18 protein-coding genes and 1 pseudogene are annotated in these 17896 nt (G+C 71.0%); 15 read left to right on the forward strand and 4 right to left on the reverse strand.

The window, feature by feature from the left end:
• Positions 1-51: 51 nt before the first annotated feature.
• The 3 genes from PHA84_RS10305 to prcA are packed head-to-tail and all read left to right on the forward strand — an operon-like array spanning position 52 to position 1945.
• A complete protein-coding gene (locus tag PHA84_RS10305; protein ID WP_270888016.1) occupies positions 52-258 on the forward strand; it encodes a ubiquitin-like protein Pup in 207 nt (68 codons plus the stop codon).
• Positions 255-1082 carry a proteasome subunit beta gene (prcB, locus tag PHA84_RS10310; RefSeq protein ID WP_270888017.1) on the forward strand — a complete coding sequence of 276 codons (828 nt, stop codon included), beginning with the start codon at positions 255-257 and terminating at the stop codon, positions 1080-1082. The genes PHA84_RS10305 and prcB overlap by 4 nt, the downstream gene beginning before the upstream one ends.
• Positions 1079-1945, forward strand: coding sequence for a proteasome subunit alpha (gene prcA / locus PHA84_RS10315; protein WP_270888018.1), 867 nt, complete (start codon positions 1079-1081; stop codon positions 1943-1945). The genes prcB and prcA overlap by 4 nt, the downstream gene beginning before the upstream one ends.
• Here the strand turns inward: prcA and PHA84_RS10320 are convergent.
• The 3 genes from PHA84_RS10320 to PHA84_RS10330 form a co-directional block, all read right to left on the reverse strand.
• Positions 1942-2691 (reverse strand): dienelactone hydrolase family protein, encoded by a 750-nt coding sequence (locus PHA84_RS10320; protein WP_270888019.1) that lies wholly within the window; start codon positions 2689-2691, stop codon positions 1942-1944. The genes prcA and PHA84_RS10320 overlap by 4 nt on opposite strands.
• 83 nt (positions 2692-2774) lie before the next feature.
• A complete protein-coding gene (locus PHA84_RS10325; protein ID WP_270888020.1) occupies positions 2775-3410 on the reverse strand; it encodes a peroxiredoxin in 636 nt (211 codons plus the stop codon).
• 112 nt (positions 3411-3522) lie between these two features.
• Entirely contained in the window at positions 3523-4530 is a 1008-nt protein-coding gene (locus tag PHA84_RS10330; protein WP_270888021.1) for an NAD-dependent epimerase/dehydratase family protein, read from the reverse strand.
• Between the two features lie 71 nt (positions 4531-4601).
• Between PHA84_RS10330 and pafA the strand changes: the two genes are divergently transcribed.
• From pafA to PHA84_RS10345, 3 genes are all read left to right on the forward strand, one after another.
• Positions 4602-5969, forward strand: a complete 1368-nt coding sequence (pafA, locus tag PHA84_RS10335; RefSeq protein WP_270888022.1) for a Pup--protein ligase — start codon at positions 4602-4604, stop codon at positions 5967-5969.
• 71 nt (positions 5970-6040) lie between these two features.
• Complete coding sequence (locus PHA84_RS10340; protein WP_270888023.1) at positions 6041-6988, forward strand: FKBP-type peptidyl-prolyl cis-trans isomerase; 948 nt, start codon at positions 6041-6043, stop codon at positions 6986-6988.
• Between the two features lie 71 nt (positions 6989-7059).
• The gene (locus PHA84_RS10345) at positions 7060-7446 is read left to right on the forward strand and encodes an FKBP-type peptidyl-prolyl cis-trans isomerase (protein WP_270888024.1); all 387 of its coding nucleotides are present in this window, start codon (positions 7060-7062) and stop codon (positions 7444-7446) included.
• On the opposite strand, the gene PHA84_RS10350 is transcribed toward PHA84_RS10345, so the two are convergent.
• Positions 7443-8564, reverse strand: a complete 1122-nt coding sequence (locus tag PHA84_RS10350; protein WP_442952879.1) for a DUF3866 family protein — start codon at positions 8562-8564, stop codon at positions 7443-7445. The two genes, PHA84_RS10345 and PHA84_RS10350, sit on opposite strands and share 4 nt — an antisense overlap.
• Before the next feature lie 52 nt (positions 8565-8616).
• On the opposite strand from PHA84_RS10350, the gene PHA84_RS10355 reads away from it, so the two are divergent.
• The 9 genes and pseudogenes from PHA84_RS10355 to PHA84_RS10395 form a co-directional block, all read left to right on the forward strand.
• Positions 8617-9606 carry a helix-turn-helix transcriptional regulator gene (locus PHA84_RS10355; RefSeq protein ID WP_270888025.1) on the forward strand — a complete coding sequence of 330 codons (990 nt, stop codon included), beginning with the start codon at positions 8617-8619 and terminating at the stop codon, positions 9604-9606.
• The gene (locus PHA84_RS10360) at positions 9603-10592 is read left to right on the forward strand and encodes a helix-turn-helix transcriptional regulator (RefSeq protein WP_270888026.1); all 990 of its coding nucleotides are present in this window, start codon (positions 9603-9605) and stop codon (positions 10590-10592) included. The genes PHA84_RS10355 and PHA84_RS10360 overlap by 4 nt, the downstream gene beginning before the upstream one ends.
• Before the next feature lie 33 nt (positions 10593-10625).
• Positions 10626-10931 carry a hypothetical protein gene (locus PHA84_RS10365; RefSeq protein ID WP_270888027.1) on the forward strand — a complete coding sequence of 102 codons (306 nt, stop codon included), beginning with the start codon at positions 10626-10628 and terminating at the stop codon, positions 10929-10931.
• A gap of 72 nt (positions 10932-11003) precedes the next feature.
• A complete protein-coding gene (gene tatA / locus PHA84_RS10370) occupies positions 11004-11312 on the forward strand; it encodes a Sec-independent protein translocase subunit TatA (protein ID WP_270888028.1) in 309 nt (102 codons plus the stop codon).
• A gap of 33 nt (positions 11313-11345) precedes the next feature.
• Positions 11346-12152, forward strand: a complete 807-nt coding sequence (gene tatC / locus PHA84_RS10375) for a twin-arginine translocase subunit TatC (RefSeq protein ID WP_270888029.1) — start codon at positions 11346-11348, stop codon at positions 12150-12152.
• Between the two features lie 9 nt (positions 12153-12161).
• The gene (locus tag PHA84_RS10380) at positions 12162-13106 is read left to right on the forward strand and encodes a diacylglycerol/lipid kinase family protein (protein ID WP_270888030.1); all 945 of its coding nucleotides are present in this window, start codon (positions 12162-12164) and stop codon (positions 13104-13106) included.
• Positions 13107-13121: 15 nt separating this feature from the next.
• Positions 13122-15959, forward strand: a complete 2838-nt coding sequence (locus PHA84_RS10385; protein ID WP_270888031.1) for a DEAD/DEAH box helicase — start codon at positions 13122-13124, stop codon at positions 15957-15959.
• Positions 15916-16626, forward strand: coding sequence for a mycothiol transferase (locus tag PHA84_RS10390; protein ID WP_270888032.1), 711 nt, complete (start codon positions 15916-15918; stop codon positions 16624-16626). Before PHA84_RS10385 ends, PHA84_RS10390 begins: the two co-directional genes overlap by 44 nt.
• 197 nt (positions 16627-16823) lie before the next feature.
• Positions 16824-17858, forward strand: a pseudogene (locus tag PHA84_RS10395) (DUF222 domain-containing protein); the annotation flags it as partial.
• Positions 17859-17896 lie beyond the last annotated feature (38 nt).

A 17896-nucleotide genomic window follows, 5' to 3' on the forward strand; every position in this document is an offset into this window, starting at 1 on the left:
GCAGCGGCGCACGAGCGCCACGAGGAACAGCACCAGCGAGAGGTCACGGACATGCCTAGCCAGGAGCAGAGCCGACCACAGCGCAGGGACGACGCGCCGGACGAGGCGCCCGAGCCCGCCCCCGGGGCACCCGAGGCCAGTGCCCGCAAGGAGAACCTGGACTCCGACATCGACAGCGTCCTGGACGAGATCGACGGCGTCCTGGAGTCCAACGCGGAGGAGTTCGTCCGCGGCTTCGTCCAGAAGGGTGGCCAGTGACCACAGGCGCCGACGCGGGGAGGCTGCCCGCGGCCTTCCTGGCCGCGGGCAGCTCCTCCTTCACCGACTTCGTCGGGGCGCACGCCCCTCACCTGCTGCCGTCGCGGCGTGCCCTGCCTCCGGGCAGCAGCCTCGAAGCACCGCACGGGACCACCATCGTGACCGCCACCTTCGACGGCGGGGTCGTGATGGCCGGTGACCGACGGGCCACCATGGGCAACATCATCGCCAACCGCGACATGGAGAAGGTCTTCGCCGCCGACGAGTACTCCGCCGTGGGCATCGCCGGCACGGCGGGCATCGCCATCGAGCTGGTGAAGCTCTTCCAGGTGGAGCTCGAGCACTACGAGAAGATCGAAGGGACGCTGCTGTCGCTGGAGGGCAAGGCCAACCGCCTCGCCGCGATGATCCGGGCCAACCTCGGGATGGCGATGCAGGGACTGTCCGTGGTGCCGCTGTTCGCCGGCTACGACCTGGACCTCGGGCAGGGACGGATCTTCTCCTACGACGTGACCGGCGGCTGCTACGAGGAGCACGACCACCACAGCGTCGGCTCGGGCTCCCTGTTCGCCCGCGGTGCGCTCAAGAAGGTCTGGCACCCAGGGATGTCCGTCGACTCGGCGGTGTCCGTCACCGTGGAGGCGCTGTACGACGCGGCCGACGACGACTCGGCGACCGGCGGTCCGGACGTCGGGCGGCGCATCTGGCCCACGGTCGCCGTGGTGGACGCGCGAGGAGTCGCCTTCCGGTCCGACGACGACCTGCGAGGTGTCGTCGAGGCAGTGATCGCCGGACGCCAGGGCAACCCGGGAGGTGCGCGATGAGCAGCATGCCGTTCTACGTCTCGCCCGAGCAGCTCATGAAGGACCGCGCGGACTACGCGCGCAAGGGGATCGCCCGGGGCCGCTCGGTCGTCGTGCTGGGCTACGACAAGGGCATCGCCTTCGTCGCGGAGAACCCCTCCCGTGCCCTGCACAAGGTCTCCGAGATCTACGACCGCATCGCCTTCGCTGCGGTGGGCAAGTACAACGAGTTCGAGAACCTACGCGTGGCGGGCGTGCGGTACGCCGACCTGCGGGGCTACTCCTACGACCGCACCGACGTCACCGCCCGCGGACTGGCCAACGCGTACGCCCAGACGCTGGGAACGGTCTTCACGCAGGAGTCCAAGCCGTACGAGGTGGAGATCGTCGTCGCCGAAGTCGGAGCCGCGGCGGAGGATGACCAGATCTACCGGCTGACGTACGACGGGTCCGTCGCCGACGAGCAGGGCTTCGTCGCCATGGGCGGCGCCGGGGAGCAGATCGAGACCGGGCTTCGGAACCGCTGGAGCCCGGGGCTCACCCTGGCCGACGCTCTCACCGTCGCCGTCGAGCTCCTCGCCCAGGACCCGTCCGGCAGCGGTGCCCCGCGGACCCTCACCGCCGCGCAGCTCGAGGTGGCGGTGCTGGACCGGGAGCGGCCCCGCAGGACGTTCCGCAGGATCGGCGGCGCGTTGCTCGAGGCGCTGCTGAGCACCGAGGACCCGACGCACGACGCCCCCGAGGAGGACGACCCGACCCCCGGTCGGCACGACACGCTGACCGGTGGGTCCCCGCGGGACGAGTCCTCCAACCCGCAGACCCAGCGCTCGCAGGGTGACGGCGACCGGTCCCAGGGTGACGGCGACGCTGACGTGGACGGCTAGCGGCCGGCCTGGACCGGGAGGTGCTCGGAGAGCCAGCGTGAGGTGGTCTCCCAAGCCTCTGGCGATGCCTGGGGGTGATGGAACATCGGGGACGGGTTGTCGAAGGCGTGCCCCGCTCCCTCATACGTGCAGAACGTCACGTCGGCCCGGCCGTCCTGCTCGACGGCCTCGCGGACCGACTGCTGGACCTCCGGTGGGATGTAGGTGTCCGCCGTGCCGAAGTGGTGCAGGCTGGGGCACCGCACCTGGGGCGCCAGGGCGAGCAGGGTGGGCAGCGCCGACCCGTAGTAGCTGACCAGGGCTTCTGCGGCGCCTGCGGGTCCAGAGGTCGAGGCGGCGACGTTGAACGCCAGGCCACCTCCGAAGCAGAACCCGAACACCCCTACGGGTCCCTCGACCTCGTCACGGTCGCGCAGCAGCCGCAGGGCAGCCGCGGCGTCGGCCACCGCCGCCTCCCAGTCCAGCCGGCCCACGAGGTCGACCGCCTCGGGCAGCCCCTCGGCGCCCTCCTGCACGACCGGGTCGCCGAGGCGCCAGTAGAGATGGGGGACCAGCACGACGTACCCCAGAGTGGCCAGGTCCTCCGCGCGCCGGCGAATGTAGGCCGTGACGCCGAAGATCTCCTGATACAGGACGATGCCCGGCCCTCGCCCGGACTCGGGCAGGTGGAGGTCGGCGGGCATCTCCCCGCCCTCGACGGGGACGCTGAGCTGAGCGGGCGACGGTGTGGGGGAGGTCGTGGTCATGGGGGGATGCTGGCAGACGAAGGCCGCGCCGTCCCCTCCAGGGAACGGCGCGGCCTCCATCTCGGGCGGTGGGGCCTCGATCTTCAGGCGGTGGGGGCCCGCGCGTACCGCAGGTACGGCTTGACCTCCTCGACGCCCGCGAACCGCTGCTGCGCCTCGTCCGTGGTGACGGTCGGAGCCACGATGATGCGGTCGCCGGCCTTCCAGTCGGCAGGCGTGGAGAAGGGGCCGGAGTCGTTGACCTGCAGAGCGTCGAGCGCGCGCAGGATCTCGTCGAAGTTGCGGCCTGCGCTCTTGGGGTACGTCAGCGACAGTCGCACCTTGCCGGCCGGGTCGATGAGGAAGACCGAGCGCACCGGCGAGGTGTCCCCGGCTCCCGGGTGGATCATGTCGTACAGCTCGGCCACCTGGCGGTCCTTGTCGGCGACGATCGGGTAGTCGACGGGCGCCCCCGCGACCTCCTCGATGTCGGACTTCCAGGCGTTGTGGTCCTCGAGGCCGTCGACGGACACCGCCAGCACCTTGGTGTTGCGGCGGGCCCACTCGCCCTTCAGCTGGGCCACCCGCCCCAGCTCGGTGGTGCACACCGGCGTGAAGTCGGCCGGGTGGCTGAACAGGACTGCCCAGCCGTCGCCCTTCCAGTCATGGAAGCTCAGCTCGCCCTCGGTGGTCTGGGCGGTGAAGTCCGGGGCGTCGTCGCCCAGTCGCAGCGTGGCCATGACGGCTTCCTCTCGAAGGTAACGCGGTGTTTGTCGTCCCCAAACATGCCGTTACTTGACCGGACTGTGGATACGCCGTCCGGATGCTGGACCCTTCGCATGCGCTGGATCCTCAGCCTGCCAGCCCCTCGCCACGGGCGGCCTCGACCAGGGCCGCCTCGTCCGTCGCAGACAGGCCGGCCAGCCGCGGGCGCCCAGGCCCCTGCTGGAGCTCCCAAGCCAGGGTGTCCACCAAGGTGTCCTCCAAGGGTCGGCAGTGAAGTCCCAGAGCCTGTGCCGCCGCGGTGCTCCGTGCCATGAACCCGGCATGGTCCGGCAGTGGCAGCCACAGGGGAAGGGAGCGCGGCCCCGACCACGGGGCGACCCCGTGGCTCTCCAGCCAGGACTGAGGGGCGGCGACCAGGTCGCCACGGTGACCCGCGACCGAACGGGCGACGGCAAGGTGGTCGCCGAGGGGCAGGACCGGCCCGGCCGCGTTCACCGTTCCCGCCGCCCCCGCCTCGGCGGCCGCGACGACCCAAGCCGCGAGGTCCCGGACGTCTACCACCTGGGTCGGCACCGGGCTGTCGGGCACCAGCACCGCACCGTCGGCAGTGGCAGGGCGGGCGAACCGCACGGGCCAGTACCCGGTGCGGTCGGTGTGGTCGCCGGGACCGGCGACGAGTCCGGCCCTGACCACGAGCGACCGGCCGGCCACGGCGCCCGTGACGAGCTGCTCGCAGGCGACCTTGCGTCCGCCGTAGGTCTCCCAGCCGTCGTCGTCCTCGGCGTACGGGTCCACGAGGGTCGCGTGCTCGTCCTCGTCCGGGGTGTCGCTGCGGGCGTACACGGACGCGGAGGAGATGAAGACCCAGCACGCAGTATGCCGGGCGAGCGCGGCCACCGCACCGCGTACGTGGCTCGGCTGACGGGAGACGTCGACCACGGCATCCCAGTCGTGGGTGAGCGCACCGGCATACGCTCCAGGTTCCGAGCGGTCGGCTGGCAGGAAGTCCACGCCTGCGGGGACGACTCCCGCCGAGCCCCTGGCCAGAGCGCTGACCGTATGCCCCGCCCGCACGGCGGCTGCGGCGACCTCCCCGCCCAGCCACGCCGTCCCACCGAGCACGAGAAGCCGCATGACGCCACGCAACCAGGCCGCCGGTCGCCTGTCGAGGCGGTTCCGCTGGTAGCGGAGCCTATTGTGGGTTCATGGAGCGCCGGATCTTCGGGATCGAGAACGAGTACGGCATCACGTGCACCTTCGACGGGCAGCGCCGGCTGACGCCGGACGAGGTGGCGCGGTACCTCTTCCGCAAGGTCGTCTCCTGGGGCAGGTCCTCCAACGTCTTCCTGTCCAACGGCTCACGCCTCTACCTCGATGTCGGCTCGCACCCCGAGTACGCCACTCCCGAGTGCGACCATGTCCGCCAGCTGGTGGTCCACGACAAGGCGGGGGAGCGGATCATCGAGGGCCTGGTCGCCGACGCCCAGGAACGCCTGGCCGAGGAGGGCATCGAGGGCGAGATCTACGTGTTCAAGAACAACACCGACTCGGCCGGCAACTCCTACGGCTGCCACGAGAACTTCCTCGTGGGACGGGCGGGGGAGTTCCAGCAGCTCTCCGACGTCCTCATCCCGTTCCTCGTCAGTCGCCAGATCACTTGCGGCGCCGGGAAGGTGGTGACGACCTCCAAGGGGGCCACGTTCTGCGTCAGCCAGCGGGCGGACCACATCTGGGAGGGCGTCTCCTCTGCGACGACCCGCAGCCGGCCGATCATCAACACGCGCGACGAGCCGCACGCGGACGCCGAGCGGTACCGCCGGCTGCACGTCATCGTCGGCGACTCCAACATGAGCGAGACGACGACCATGCTCAAGGTGGGGTCCGCGGACCTCGTGCTCCGCATGATCGAAGCGGGGATGGTGGTCCGCGATCTCACCCTGGAGAACCCGATCCGCGCCATCCGCGAGATGAGCCACGACATGACCGGGCGCAAGACCGTGCGCCTGTCCAACGGCCGGGAGCTGTCGGCACTCCAGATCCAGGCCGAGTACCTGGAGCGGGCGCAGGCCTTCGCCGACCGCGAAGGCCTCGAGGACCCCATCCACAAGCAGGTGCTGGACCTGTGGGAACGCACCCTCCGCGCCATCGGCAGCGGCGACCTGTCTCTCGTGGAGACCGAGATCGACTGGGTCATCAAGCACAAGCTCATCAGCGAGTACATGAGCAAGCACGGGCTGCCCATGGAGCACCCGCGAGTCGCCCAGCTGGACCTCGCCTACCACGACGTCAACCGCCAGCGAGGCGTGTTCTACCTGCTGCAGAAGCACGGTCGCGCCGCGCGGGTGACCACCGACCCAGAGGTGTTCGAGGCCAAGACCGTGCCTCCGCAGACCACCCGCGCCAAGCTGCGCGGCGACTTCATCAAGGCGGCGCAGGAGCACCGCCGTGACTTCACCGTCGACTGGGTGCACCTGAAGCTCAACGACCAGGCTCAGCGCACGGTGCTCTGCAAGGACCCGTTCGCCGCCGTGGACGCCCGGGTCGAACGGCTGATCGAGGGGATGCGCGGGTAGCGGTCAGGGGCCGGCCAGGGTCGGCGGTTATGGTGGACGCTGGTCCACGCCCCCTGCGAAAGATCCCTCCCGTGCACTTGAGAAGTTCCCACGCCTTCGGCGCTGCCGCTCTGGCCGCCGCCCTGACCCTCACCGCCTGTGGTGGCGGGAAGGAGTCGAAGGGCTCCCCGCTCGACCACGTGACGGTCAGCGGAGGCAGCGCCACCAGCGCCCCGACCGTGGCCGTGAAGCCGAAGCCGCTGAGCGTCACGGAGACGACGACGCGCGTGGTGAAGCCCGGGACCGGCAGCCCGGTCAAGGACGACGAGATCGTGAGCCTCAAGTACGTCCTGCTCAACGGCAAGGACTCCTCGGTCCTCGACACGAACTTCGGCAAGCAGAACCTCGGCCTGAGCCTCGGCGCGACCGACCTGCTGCCCGGCCTCAAGAAGGGGCTGGCCAACGCCAAGATCGGGTCGCGGATCCTCGTGGCGATGCCCCCGAAGGACGCCTTCGGCACCCAGGGCAACGCGGACATCAAAGTGGGCCCGAACGACACCGTCGTCTTCCTCATGGACGTGCTGTCGGCCACGACGCCACTGAAGTCGGCCCAGGGCACGCCGGTCGCGCCCGCTGCCGGGCTGCCCAGCGTCAAGGTCGAGGACGGCAAGGCGGCGACCATCACGATCCCCAAGGGCAAGAAGCCGCCGACCAAGACGGTCGGTCAGGTGCTGGTCCAGGGACAGGGCGCCAAGGTCCAGGCCGGGCAGACCATCCGGGTGACCTACACGGGCGCCCTCTGGAAGAACGGCAAGGTGTTCGACTCCTCGGCCAACAGCCCGCAGAAGTACTTCGAGACGGTCATCGGCAAGCAGCAGGTGATCAAGGCCTGGGACGCCCAGCTCGTCGGCCGCCAGGTGGGAAGCAGGCTCCTCCTCGTCGTGCCGCCGGCCGAGGGGTATGGCGCGGCCGGCAGCCCGCCCAAGATCAGCGGCACCGACACGCTTGTCTTCGTCGTGGACATCCTGGCCGCCTACTGACCGCGGCCTCTCCCGGGCGCACGAGCAGCGACCGACCCCCGTGACCGACCAAACAGACAGGAAGCGCGACCATGCCCTTCGACCCCAACACCACCAAGCCCGAGATCGACTTCCCCGGGGACGCCGCCCCCACCGAGCTCGTCATCGAGGACCTCCAGGAGGGCGACGGCCAGGAGGCAGGGCCAGGTGACACGATCTCCGCCCACTACGTCGGCGTGGCTCACTCGACCGGGGAGGAGTTCGACGCCTCCTGGAACCGCGGGGCGCCGCTCGACTTCCGGCTCGGGGTGGGCCAGGTCATCAAGGGCTGGGACGACGGCATCGTCGGCATGAAGGTCGGCGGCCGCCGCAGGCTCACCATCCCGGCCCACCTGGCGTACGGCGACCGCGGTGCCGGTGGCGCCATCAAGCCGGGGGAGACCCTCATCTTCGTCGTCGACCTGGTGGACGTCCGCTAGGACTCGGACGTCCCAGCTTCCAGGAGTCCCGCGGCGTACCGGCCCGCCGCTGCGCTGTGGACGAAGGCGGCATAGTCCTCGTCCAGGCCCCGTCCCATCGTGGACAGCGGTACGGGTACTCGTCGTAGGGCGCCGTCGAGACCGTCGACGGGGACCTCCCGCACCCGCAGGGAGCCACTGGCGTCGGCCGCCAGCTGATGGGCCTGTTCAAGGACGAGCCCGCCAAGCTCGTCGTCGGTGCTGGCGACGGGCAGGTCCGCAGGGACCAGACAGATGCGGCCGTACGCCGTCCTGCTGTGGTGCGAGATGCCCCGGTGCCGCTCCCGGGCGTCCGCCTGGGAGACGCGCAGTGCGGCGACCCCGCGACCTCCCAGTGTCGCGACGGCGTTGAGGGCCTCGCCGGCAGCGACTCCCGTGTAGCCCCACGTCGTGCCGGTGCCCACGTTGCCAGGACCCTGCACGACGACTGCGACGTCGGCGGCCAGCACGTGCCGGGTGGCCAGCAGCCCGGAGTGAAGGGTGACGGCCTCGTGTTGGCCGCCGTAGGCTTGGCCCACGGTGATGGTCCCGGTGAGCCACCCATGCTCGAGCAGCCCGGCGACGGTGCGCGAGAAGGCGATGGGCAGCGCCCCGCCGTCTGTCATGACGTAGGCGACGCGCGCCTGGGGCCGCTCGAGGCGCACGCCTGCAAGCACGGCGGGCAGGGCCGAGTGGAGGTCCGCCACCACGACGGGCAGTCCACCCAGGTCTCCGGCCCTCACCCGGTCTCCGGTCATCGTCGAGTGGTGCTGGCTGTCCTGCTCGTCGACCGCCATGAACATCTGCTGCTGGGGCGTGTAGCGGGCCTTGACGATATGGCCCCCCTGCGACGGGGGATCGGCGGGCAGCCGGTCGGGGGCCGCCACGACGAACGCGAGCCCGCCGGTGCCGAGCCCGCGGAACAGGGCCGAGGCGTTGAGCAGGACCCGGTCGCCCACCTGCGGCTCGCCCACGAGCGCCGTGTACGCCAGGGCGCGCACCGTCGCAGCGCCCTCGCCGGCCAGCTGCACGGCGTACTCCACGGCTCCCGGCCACCGCCGCCGCACCCGCGTCACCGAGCCCTCACGCCACTGCATCACGACACGCAGACTAGCCACGGTGCGCAGTGGGGGAGTCGGGTAGCGTCGGTCCGTGAGCTCCCCCACCGGCCCCGCGGCGAAGACGGAACGCCTGCTCAACCTCGTCCTCTGTCTCCTCTACACGCGCCGGCCGCTGCCGAAGTCCACGATCCGGCGGATCGTCCCGCAGTATGGCGACGCGGCGAGCGATGAGGCCTTCGACCGCATGTTCGAGCGCGACAAGGACGAGCTCCGCGAGCTCGGCATCCCGCTGGTGACGCAGGACATCGGCGGTGCCTGGGACGACGAGACCGGCTACCGCATCGACCAGCGCGAGTACGCGCTGCCGGACCTGGAGTTCGAGCCCGACGAGCTCGCGGTCCTCGGGCTGGCCAGCCGCACCTGGGCCCATGCCTCCTTGGCCGGCCCTGCAGCCCAGGCGCTGCGCAAGCTCAAGGCCGCCGGGATAGAGCGGGACGGCGACTCGCTCGTGGGCATAGAGCCTCGGCTCGGCACGAGCGAGCCCGCGTTCGAGAGCGTGAAGAACGCCGTGGTGGCCCAGCAGACCATCTCCTTCGGCTACCGGACCGCGGGACAGGGGCAGGCGCGGACGCGGCGGGTCCAGCCGTGGGGGCTGGCGTCGTGGCACGGTCGCTGGTATCTCACCGGTTTCGACCTGGACCGCGCTGCCCCCCGCGTCTTCCGACTCTCGCGCATCGACGGCGCTGTCAGTGTCGTCCGCCGCGCCACGCCGTATGTGGTGCCCGCCGACCACCACGCCCAGGAGATGATCCGCACCACCGTGGGGGAGCAGGTCCAGCGCAGCGCACGGCTGCTGGTCCACCGAGGACGGGGAGGGACGCTGCGACGGCGCGGGTCCATCGTCGAGGAGCAAGGGCAGTGGAGCACCCTGGAGGTGCCCTTCACCGATGGCGACGCGCTCGCCGACGAGGTCTGCGGGTACGGCTCCGACGTCGTGGTGCAGGCTCCGCAGGACGTGCGCGACCTGGTCGTCGAACGGCTGCGTGGCGCACTGGCCGCGAACAGCGGAGGTGCCGCGTGACCACACCGGAGACTGCTACCGCACGGCTGTCCCGGCTGCTGACGATGGTGCCGTGGCTGGTGAACCGCCAAGGCATCGACCTGGAGCGGGCGGCCGCCGACCTCGGCATCACCGTCCAGCAGCTGGAGACCGACCTGAGGCTGCTCTACCTGTGCGGCTACGGGCAGATGCCCGACGAGCTGATCGACGCGGAGTGGGAGAACGGCCGGGTCTTCATCAGCAACGCGGAGACCATCGCGCGTCCACTGCGGCTGGGGCGGGACGAGGCCCTGACGCTCATGGTGGGACTGCGGGCGCTCGCCGCCGTTCCCGGGCTCGGTGAGCGCGACGCGATAGAACGCGCGATGGCCAAGCTCGAGGAGGCCACCGGCGCCAGCGCCGAAGCCGCGGCCCGGGTGCAGGTCTCGATCGACGAGGGCGTGGAGGCCGACCTGCTGGCGGACGCCCGGCGCGCCGTTGAGGAGCACCGACGCGTCCACCTGCGGTATCTCGTGCCGAGCCGTGACGAGTCCACCGAACGGGACGTCGACCCGATGCGGGTCGTCAACCTGGACGCCCACTGGTACCTGGAGGGATGGTGCCACCGCGCCCAGGACACGCGCCTGTTCCGGATGGACCGGATCGAGGGCCTCGCGCTGCTCGACGTCGACGGGACCCCGCCTCCAGACGCCCAGCTGCGCGACCTCGACGCCGGGACCTTCACGCCACGGGAGGAGGACACGCTCGTCACCCTCGAGCTCCAGCCGGGTGCGTCCTGGGTCAGCGACTACTACCCCGTCGAGTCGGTGCTGACCCGCGAGGACGGCACGCAGGTGGTCGCCCTGCGGACCGCCGACACCCTCTGGCTTCGGCGCCTGATGTGGCGGTTGGGTGGCTACGGGCGTGTCCTGGCCCCGGCGGAGCTCGCGCAGGCCGTCAGCGAGGGCGCCAGGTCCGCGCTCGCGGCATACGAGAGCCAGGAGGCCGCCGCCGGAGCGGAACGGTAGGTCGACGGGTAGGTCGACGGGTAGGGTCGGCGTATGTGGTGGTGGGTCCTGATCTGGGCGCTTCTCGTCGTGGTGTCGGCGGCGTACCTCGGGAGCCGCGCCTGGGCCACCTGGGGCCGGCTCAGGGAGCTCGGGGCGGAGGTCCACCGCGCATCCGGGATGGTCGCCGCCCTCCAGGTGGAGGTGGAACGGCTGGGGGAGCAGGCGCCGGAACCTGACATCTTCGGTGACCCGCGAGCCCTGCGCCGGGAGCGCGAGGCCACCCGGGCCTCGCTGAGGCGCCGACGCCGCGCCCGCGCAGCCGCTGGAAGGCCTGCCTGGGCGAGGCATCTAGACTGACAGCAGGCGCCCGAGACGGTAGGGGCGTACCAGGCACCAGAGGTCACCGAGTGACCGAGAGGAATGAGTCACATGGGTCGCGGACTGTTCGAGGGCTGGCACATCATCGTCCTACTGGTTCTTCTGGTGGTGCTGTTCGGTTTCAAGCGGCTGCCTGACGCCGCGCGCAGCATCGGGCGCTCGATGAGGATCTTCAAGTCGGAGGTCCACGAGATGAAGAACGACGGCAAGAGCGCCGCGAGCGGCGACACGGTCAAGGGTGAGACCGTCCGCGAGAGCAGCGTGCGCGAGACCCCGGTTCGCGACGGTGGGGCCGAGGGCGGCACCCCGCTGCGCGAGGACAACAGCCCCCGCACGGACAACACGTCCGGCACTCTCTGACCGACCGGCAGAGCCTCCATCACCCTGCCGACGATGGCCTTCCGGCGTGCCCGCAACCCTGACGCTCGCATGTCGCTCGGCGACCACCTGCGCGAGCTGCGCCGCCGGTTCCTCATCTCCGCGATCGCGGTGCTGCTCTGCGCGGTGGGAGGCTGGGTCGCCTACCCGCAGGTGTACGACCGGCTGGCTGCGCCGTTCAACGACTACAAGGCGTCGCATCCGAGCAGCGTCATCAGCCTGAACTTCGGCAACGCGACGGCGGCCTTCTCCCAGCAGCTGAGCATCTCCATCTTCGTGGGGATCCTCGCCTCGAGCCCGGTCTGGCTCTACCAGCTCTGGGCCTTCATCGTCCCGGGCCTGACCAAGAAGGAGCGCCGCATCTCGCTGGCGTTCATCGGCGCCACCGTGCCGCTGTTCCTGTCCGGCTGTGCCCTCGCCTACTACGTTCTGCCCAAGGTGCTGGCGGTGCTCTACGGGTTCACGCCCGCCGGAGCCTCCAACATCCAGCAGGTGAGCGAGTACTTCTCGTTCGTCACCAGGTTCATCGTCGCCTTCGGCGGGGCGTTCCTGATGCCGGTGTTCCTGGTGGCGCTCAACGCGATCGGCGTGCTGCCGTCGGCGACCATGCTGCGCGCCTGGCGTCCGGCCGTGTTCGGCATCTTCGTCCTGTCCGCGGTCGCCACTCCGACCCCTGACGCCTTCACGATGTTCCTCATGGCGATCCCGCTCGTCTTCCTGTACTTCGCAGCCGTGGGCGTGAGCAAGCTCATCGAGCGCAGCCGTCGTGCCAACCGGCCCGAGTGGGTCGACGTGGCGGACGACGAGGCATCCGCCCTGTAGCCTCCGCGCGTGGGCAAGCGCATCGGGCTGGTCGTCAACCCGACCTCCGGGAAGAGCCGCGGCATGACGCTGGGCCTGCAGGTCGCGCACCGGCTGAGGTCGGCGGGCCACGAAGTGCTGGACCTGTCCGACGAGACGTACGCCGCGGCTCGCGACCGAGCCCTCGGGGCGGTCGCGCAAGGGCTGGACGTCCTGGCCGTGGTCGGCGGTGACGGCATGGTGCACCTCGGCGTGGAGGTGGCCGCCGAGACGGGGACGGCCCTTGCCGTCATCGCCGTGGGGACGGGCAACGACGTGGCCCGCGGTCTGGGGCTGCCGGTGCACGACCCGGTCCGGGCGGCCGACCTCGTGACGAGCGGGTCTCCCCGGGCCGTCGACGCCGTACGGCACGTCGACGCCCACGGAGACCGGCACTGGTATGCAGGCGTGCTCGGCGCGGGCTTCGACTCGCTGGTGAACGAGCGGGCCAACACCTGGCCGTGGCCCAAGGGCAAGATGCGCTACAACCTCGCCATCGTGCGCGAGCTACCGCTCTTCCGGGCCATCCCGTACGTGGTGACGGTCGACGGGGTCCGACGCGAGACGAAGGCGATGCTGGTCGTCGTGGCGAACGGGCCGTCGTACGGCGGCGGGATGCGCGTCGCCCCGGCCGCCCGGTTCGACGACGGCCTGCTGGACGTCATGATCCTGCACGAGATCAGCACCGTGGAGTTCCTGCGCGTCTTTCCCACTGTGTTCCGCGGCGCCCATGTGGGCCACCCGGCGGTGGAGATCCTGCAGGGACGCCGGGTCACCCTGGAGGCCGCCGGCATCGTCGCGTACGCGGACGGCGAGCGCTTCGCACCTCTGCCGCTGACTGTGGAGGTCGTGCCGGGGGCCGTCACGGTGATGGCTCCGGTGTCAGCCCCCGTGGCGGCCCCGGTCGTGCCATCCCGGGCAGGACCGGTCACCTGACGTAGATTCGGGGGTATGCCCACGCCCGCCGAGCGGTTCGCAGCATCCTCCCAGCGAGCGGCCTTCCGCCGGACCCACCTCGGCGAGTTCACGGCCGGCCTCGACTTCCCGCTCGACGACTTCCAGCTGAAGGCGTGCCAGGCGGTGGAGGAGGGCAGGGGCGTGCTCGTCGCCGCACCCACCGGTGCGGGGAAGACCATCGTCGGCGAGTTCGCCGTCCACCTGGCGCTGGCGACCGGCCGCAAGGCGTTCTACACGACCCCGATCAAGGCCCTTTCCAACCAGAAGTACGCCGACCTGGCCCGCCGACACGGGTCGGCGAACGTCGGGCTGCTCACGGGCGACTCCTCGATCAACGGGGAGGCGCCCGTGGTCGTCATGACCACCGAGGTCCTGCGCAACATGATGTATGCCGGGTCGCCGACCCTGCGCGGGCTCGGCTTCGTGGTGATGGACGAGGTGCACTATCTCGCGGACCGCTTCCGTGGCGCTGTCTGGGAGGAGGTCATCATCCACCTGCCCGAGGACGTCCAGGTCGTGTCGCTGTCCGCCACGGTGAGCAATGCCGAGGAGTTCGGGGACTGGCTGGCCGAGGTCCGGGGGAACCACGAGGTCATCGTGTCCGAGCACCGTCCGGTGCCGCTGTGGCAGCACATGATGGTGGGGTCCGGCCTGTTCGACCTCTTCGTCGACGAGTCTGCTGCCCCGGTCACCGGTCCGGGCGCCACCCGGGTGAACCCCGACCTGCTCCAGGCGATCCGGAACAATGAGCAGCGTGGTCGCTGGATGGACTCCGGCAGGCTTGCCGCAGGGTCGCACGGGGGACGTGGCGAGGCGCGTGGTGCGGCACCCCGAGGTCCCGGTGGAGGTCCGGGCGGAAGGGGGATGGCACGCGGTGGCGGAGGCGGCCGGCCGGGAGGGTCGGCCAGCCGCTCCGAGGTCGTCGCCAAGCTCGACCGGGAAGGGCTGCTGCCGGCGATCACCTTCATCTTCAGCCGGGTCGGCTGTGAGGCCGCCGTGGGGCAGCTGCTCCGTGACGGCATCCACCTCATCCCCGAGGTGGAGGGGGAGCGGATCCGGCGCACGGTCGAGGAGCGGATCCGCGGGCTGGCGGAGGAGGACCTCGGAGTCCTCGGGTACTGGGACTTCGTCGAAGGTCTCTCGCGCGGGTTCGCGGCCCACCACGCCGGGATGCTTCCGACCTTCCGCGAGATCGTCGAGGAGCTCTTCACCGCGGGGCGGATCCGAGCAGTCTTCGCCACCGAGACGCTTGCCCTCGGCATCAACATGCCGGCCCGGACCGTGGTGCTCGAGAAGCTGGTGAAGTTCAACGGGGAGACGCACGCCGACGTCACCCCGGCGGAGTACACCCAGCTCACCGGACGGGCCGGACGCCGGGGCATCGACGTGGAGGGGCATGCCGTCGTGCTCTGGAACCGGGGGATGGACCCGCTGGCGGTCGCTGGGCTGGCCTCGACGCGGACGTACCCGTTGCGCTCCAGCTTCCGGCCGACGTACAACATGGCGGTCAACCTCGTCTCCCAGGTGGGACGCGAGGTCGCCCGCGAGATCCTGGAGACCTCCTTCGCCCAGTTCCAGGCCGACCGCGCGGTGGTAGGCCTGGCGCGGGCCGTTCGCCGGAACGAGGAGGGGCTGGAGGGGTACGCGGAGGGCATGGCGTGCCACCTCGGGGACTTTCGCGAGTATGCCGCCCTGCGGCACCAGATCGCGCAGCTCGAGAAGGACGGCGCCCGGGCTCGGTCGGCCAGCCGGCGCGCGGAGGCGGCGGTCTCGCTGGAGGCCCTGAAGATCGGCGACGTCATCCGGATCCCGTCGGGGCGCCGCGCCGGCTATGCGGTCGTGGTGCAGCCGGCGAAGTCCTACCGCGGGGAGTCACCGTCGCCCACGGTGGTCACGGAGGACCGGCAGCTGCGCAAGCTGACCCTCGTGGACGTGCCCGTGCCGGTGGAGCCCCTCGCCCGGGTCAAGGTCCCGCAGCACTTCAACGCCAAGAGCCCGAAGGCGCGGCGGGACCTGGCCACCTCGCTGCGGATCGCCGTACCGCACGACCCGCCTCCGAGGCAGGGAAGCCGCGGCCGCGACGCAGTCCCCGGAGAGGACGAACGGGTCGCCGAGCTCCGGCGGCGGCTCAAGGCGCACCCGTGCCACCAGTGCCCCGACCGTGAGGACCACGCCCGCTGGGCGGAGCGCTGGTGGCGTCTCAAGAGAGAGACGGTCGGTCTGCAGCGCAAGGTCGAGGGGCGGACGAACTCCGTCGCGCGGACGTTCGACCGCATCTGTGAGCTGCTGGCCGAGATGGGGTACCTCTCCGCCGACGGGACGGAGGTCACCGGCCAGGGTGAGAACCTGCGGCGGCTCTATACGGAGAAGGACCTGCTGGCAGCGGAGTGCCTGCGACTGGGGCTGTGGAAGCGGCTCGACCCGGCGGGGCTCGCGGCGGTCGTGTCTGCGCTCGTCCACGAGCCGCGACGGGACGAGAGCGACCCGTCGCCGCGGATGCCCGGTGAGGACGTCGCAGAGGTCATCTCGCAGATGCACCGGGTGTGGGCGTCTCTGGAGTCCCGTGAGCAGGACCTGGGGCTGCCGCTCACCGGCGACCCGGACGGCGGGATGGCGTGGATGATGCACCGATGGGCCTCGGGCCAGCGCCTCGACTACGTGCTGCGCGGGCAGGAGATGGCAGCCGGCGACTTCGTACGACGATGCAAGCAGGTCGTCGACCTGCTCGGACAGATCGCCGACGCTGCCCCGGAGCCGCAGCTCCACGCGACGGCTCGCAAGGCTGTCGATGCCGTCATGCGCGGCGTCGTGGCTGCTGACCGGCTCGACTGAGGACGAGGACGGAGGACCACCACCGCTGGCCCCCGCCTGTCGCTGCTCCTCAGTACGGTTCCGTCATGGAACCCGTCATGGAGCCCGTCATGGAGCCCGGGCTCACCGGAACCAAGGCCGACCTGCACCGCTACCTCCAGGAGGGCCGGGACGGTGTGCTGCGGGCGCTCGACGGCCTGAGCGAGTACGACGCACGGCGGCCGCTGACCGCCAGCGCACCAACCTGCTGGGACTGGTCAAGCACCTGGCCGGGGTCGAGCTCGGCTACCTCGCCGACTCCGTGGGCCGGCCAGGCCCCGTCCTACCCTGGAACGAGGACGGCTCGGTCTGGGAGAGCGCAGACCTGTGGGCCACGGCGGAGGAGTCGCGCGAGTATCTCGTGGCTCTCTACCGCGAGGCATGGGGCCACAGTGACGCCTCGCTGGCCGCACTGCCGTTGGAGGCGCCGGCCGAGGTGTCCTGGTGGGCACCGGAGCGCCGGCGCACGACGTTCGGTCACCTCGTGGCGCGGGTCGTCGCCGAGACGGCCCGGCATGCGGGACACGCCGACATCCTCCGGGAGACCATCGACGGTCAGGCGGGCCGTGACCATGAGTCCCAGGGCGACCGGGCCTGGTGGGATCACTATGTCGCCACGATCCAGGCCGCTGCGGACGCACACCGCTAGCTGGCTCCTGGGGTGGCACGGCAGGAACGATGGCAGCGTCCCGGTCCTCGGCCCGCGCCTCCAGGGGGGATGTCGGGGCCTCCCGGTAGGGTGAACATATGTTCGACCGGGGGGAAGAGCCATTGAGGGCGGCCGTCGTGCGTGGTGCGATCGGCGCGCTGTCCAGCTCCTCCACCCGCATGCCCGACGGCGACCGGATGGAGCTGATCAGCGCCCTGGAAGAGCTGAAAGCGGCCAGTGCGGCGGTGCAGGCGCGCCTAGCGGTGGCCTTCGACTCCTCACAGCGAGAGCGGCAGGCCGAGCAGGGCGTGCCACGTCGAGAGATAGGGCGTGGCATCTCAGCCCAGATCGCCTTGGCGCGACATGAGTCCGCGCACCGGGGATCGCGACACCTGGGCTTCGCCAAGTCCATGGTCCGCGAGATGCCGGAGACGATGGCCCACCTGAGCGTGGGGCGGGTGAGCGAGTGGCGCGCCACCATTCTGTGCCGCGAGACGGCCTCGCTCTGCGTTGAGGACCGCGGCGAGGTGGACCGCCGCCTGGCTGACGAGCTGCCGACCATGTCGGACGGCCAGGTGATGCGCGCCGCGCGAGGCCTAGCAGCCCAGCTCGACGCGGAGTCTGTGGCGCGCCGCACCGCCGCGGCCGCCAACGACCGGTTCGTCTCCCTACGCCCGGCACCGGACACGATGACCTACCTTTCCGGACTCCTGCCGGTGGCGCAGGGAGTGGCGGCCTATGCAGCGCTGGACCGGCACGCCCGGGAGCGGGTCGCCGCTGGAGACCCGCGAGGTCGCGGACAGATCATGGCCGACACCCTCGTGGAGCGCGTGACCGGCCAGTCCAGCGCCGGGGCTGTTCCGATCGAGGTGCGGGTGGTCATACCGGTCGAGACTCTGACGGCGGCGGGCGACGAGCCTGCGGAGCTGGTCGGGCGAGCCGCGCTGACCGGGAGGACCGCTCGCGCGCTGCTGGCGGAGAGCGCCGAGGCTGGGGCGTCGATCTGGGTCCGCCGGCTGTTCACCACCGGCGACGGAACGCGGCTGGTCTCCCTGGAGAGCCGGCGTCGGCTCTTTCCGAGGGCGCTCAGCCGGTTCCTGGCCGCGCGCGACAAGACGTGCAGGACGCCCTGGTGCGACGCACCTGTGCGGCACAGCGACCACATCGTGGCTGCCGCTCGAGGAGGTCACACGGATGCCGCGAACGGCCAAGCTCTGTGCGCTTCCTGTAACCAGACCAAGGAGTCGCCAGGCTGGGGCGCGGAGGTGCT

The sequence above is a fragment of the Pedococcus sp. 5OH_020 genome (genome assembly GCF_027812955.1).
Classification (GTDB): domain Bacteria; phylum Actinomycetota; class Actinomycetes; order Actinomycetales; family Dermatophilaceae; genus Pedococcus.

What these genes read in the sequence shown, in the direction of transcription:
- PHA84_RS10305 (WP_270888016.1), top strand. Translation starts at nt 52, where the DNA reads ATGCCTAGCCAGGAGCAGAGCCGACCACAGCGCAGGGACGACGCGCCG.
- prcA (WP_270888018.1), top strand. Translation starts at nt 1,079, where the DNA reads ATGAGCAGCATGCCGTTCTACGTCTCGCCCGAGCAGCTCATGAAGGAC.
- PHA84_RS10320 (WP_270888019.1), bottom strand. Translation starts at nt 2,691, where the DNA reads ATGACCACGACCTCCCCCACACCGTCGCCCGCTCAGCTCAGCGTCCCC.
- PHA84_RS10325 (WP_270888020.1), bottom strand. Translation starts at nt 3,410, where the DNA reads ATGGCCACGCTGCGACTGGGCGACGACGCCCCGGACTTCACCGCCCAG.
- PHA84_RS10330 (WP_270888021.1), bottom strand. Translation starts at nt 4,530, where the DNA reads ATGCGGCTTCTCGTGCTCGGTGGGACGGCGTGGCTGGGCGGGGAGGTC.
- pafA (WP_270888022.1), top strand. Translation starts at nt 4,602, where the DNA reads ATGGAGCGCCGGATCTTCGGGATCGAGAACGAGTACGGCATCACGTGC.
- PHA84_RS10345 (WP_270888024.1), top strand. Translation starts at nt 7,060, where the DNA reads ATGCCCTTCGACCCCAACACCACCAAGCCCGAGATCGACTTCCCCGGG.
- PHA84_RS10365 (WP_270888027.1), top strand. Translation starts at nt 10,626, where the DNA reads ATGTGGTGGTGGGTCCTGATCTGGGCGCTTCTCGTCGTGGTGTCGGCG.
- tatA (WP_270888028.1), top strand. Translation starts at nt 11,004, where the DNA reads ATGGGTCGCGGACTGTTCGAGGGCTGGCACATCATCGTCCTACTGGTT.
- tatC (WP_270888029.1), top strand. Translation starts at nt 11,346, where the DNA reads ATGGCCTTCCGGCGTGCCCGCAACCCTGACGCTCGCATGTCGCTCGGC.
- PHA84_RS10385 (WP_270888031.1), top strand. Translation starts at nt 13,122, where the DNA reads ATGCCCACGCCCGCCGAGCGGTTCGCAGCATCCTCCCAGCGAGCGGCC.
- PHA84_RS10390 (WP_270888032.1), top strand. Translation starts at nt 15,916, where the DNA reads ATGCCGTCATGCGCGGCGTCGTGGCTGCTGACCGGCTCGACTGAGGAC.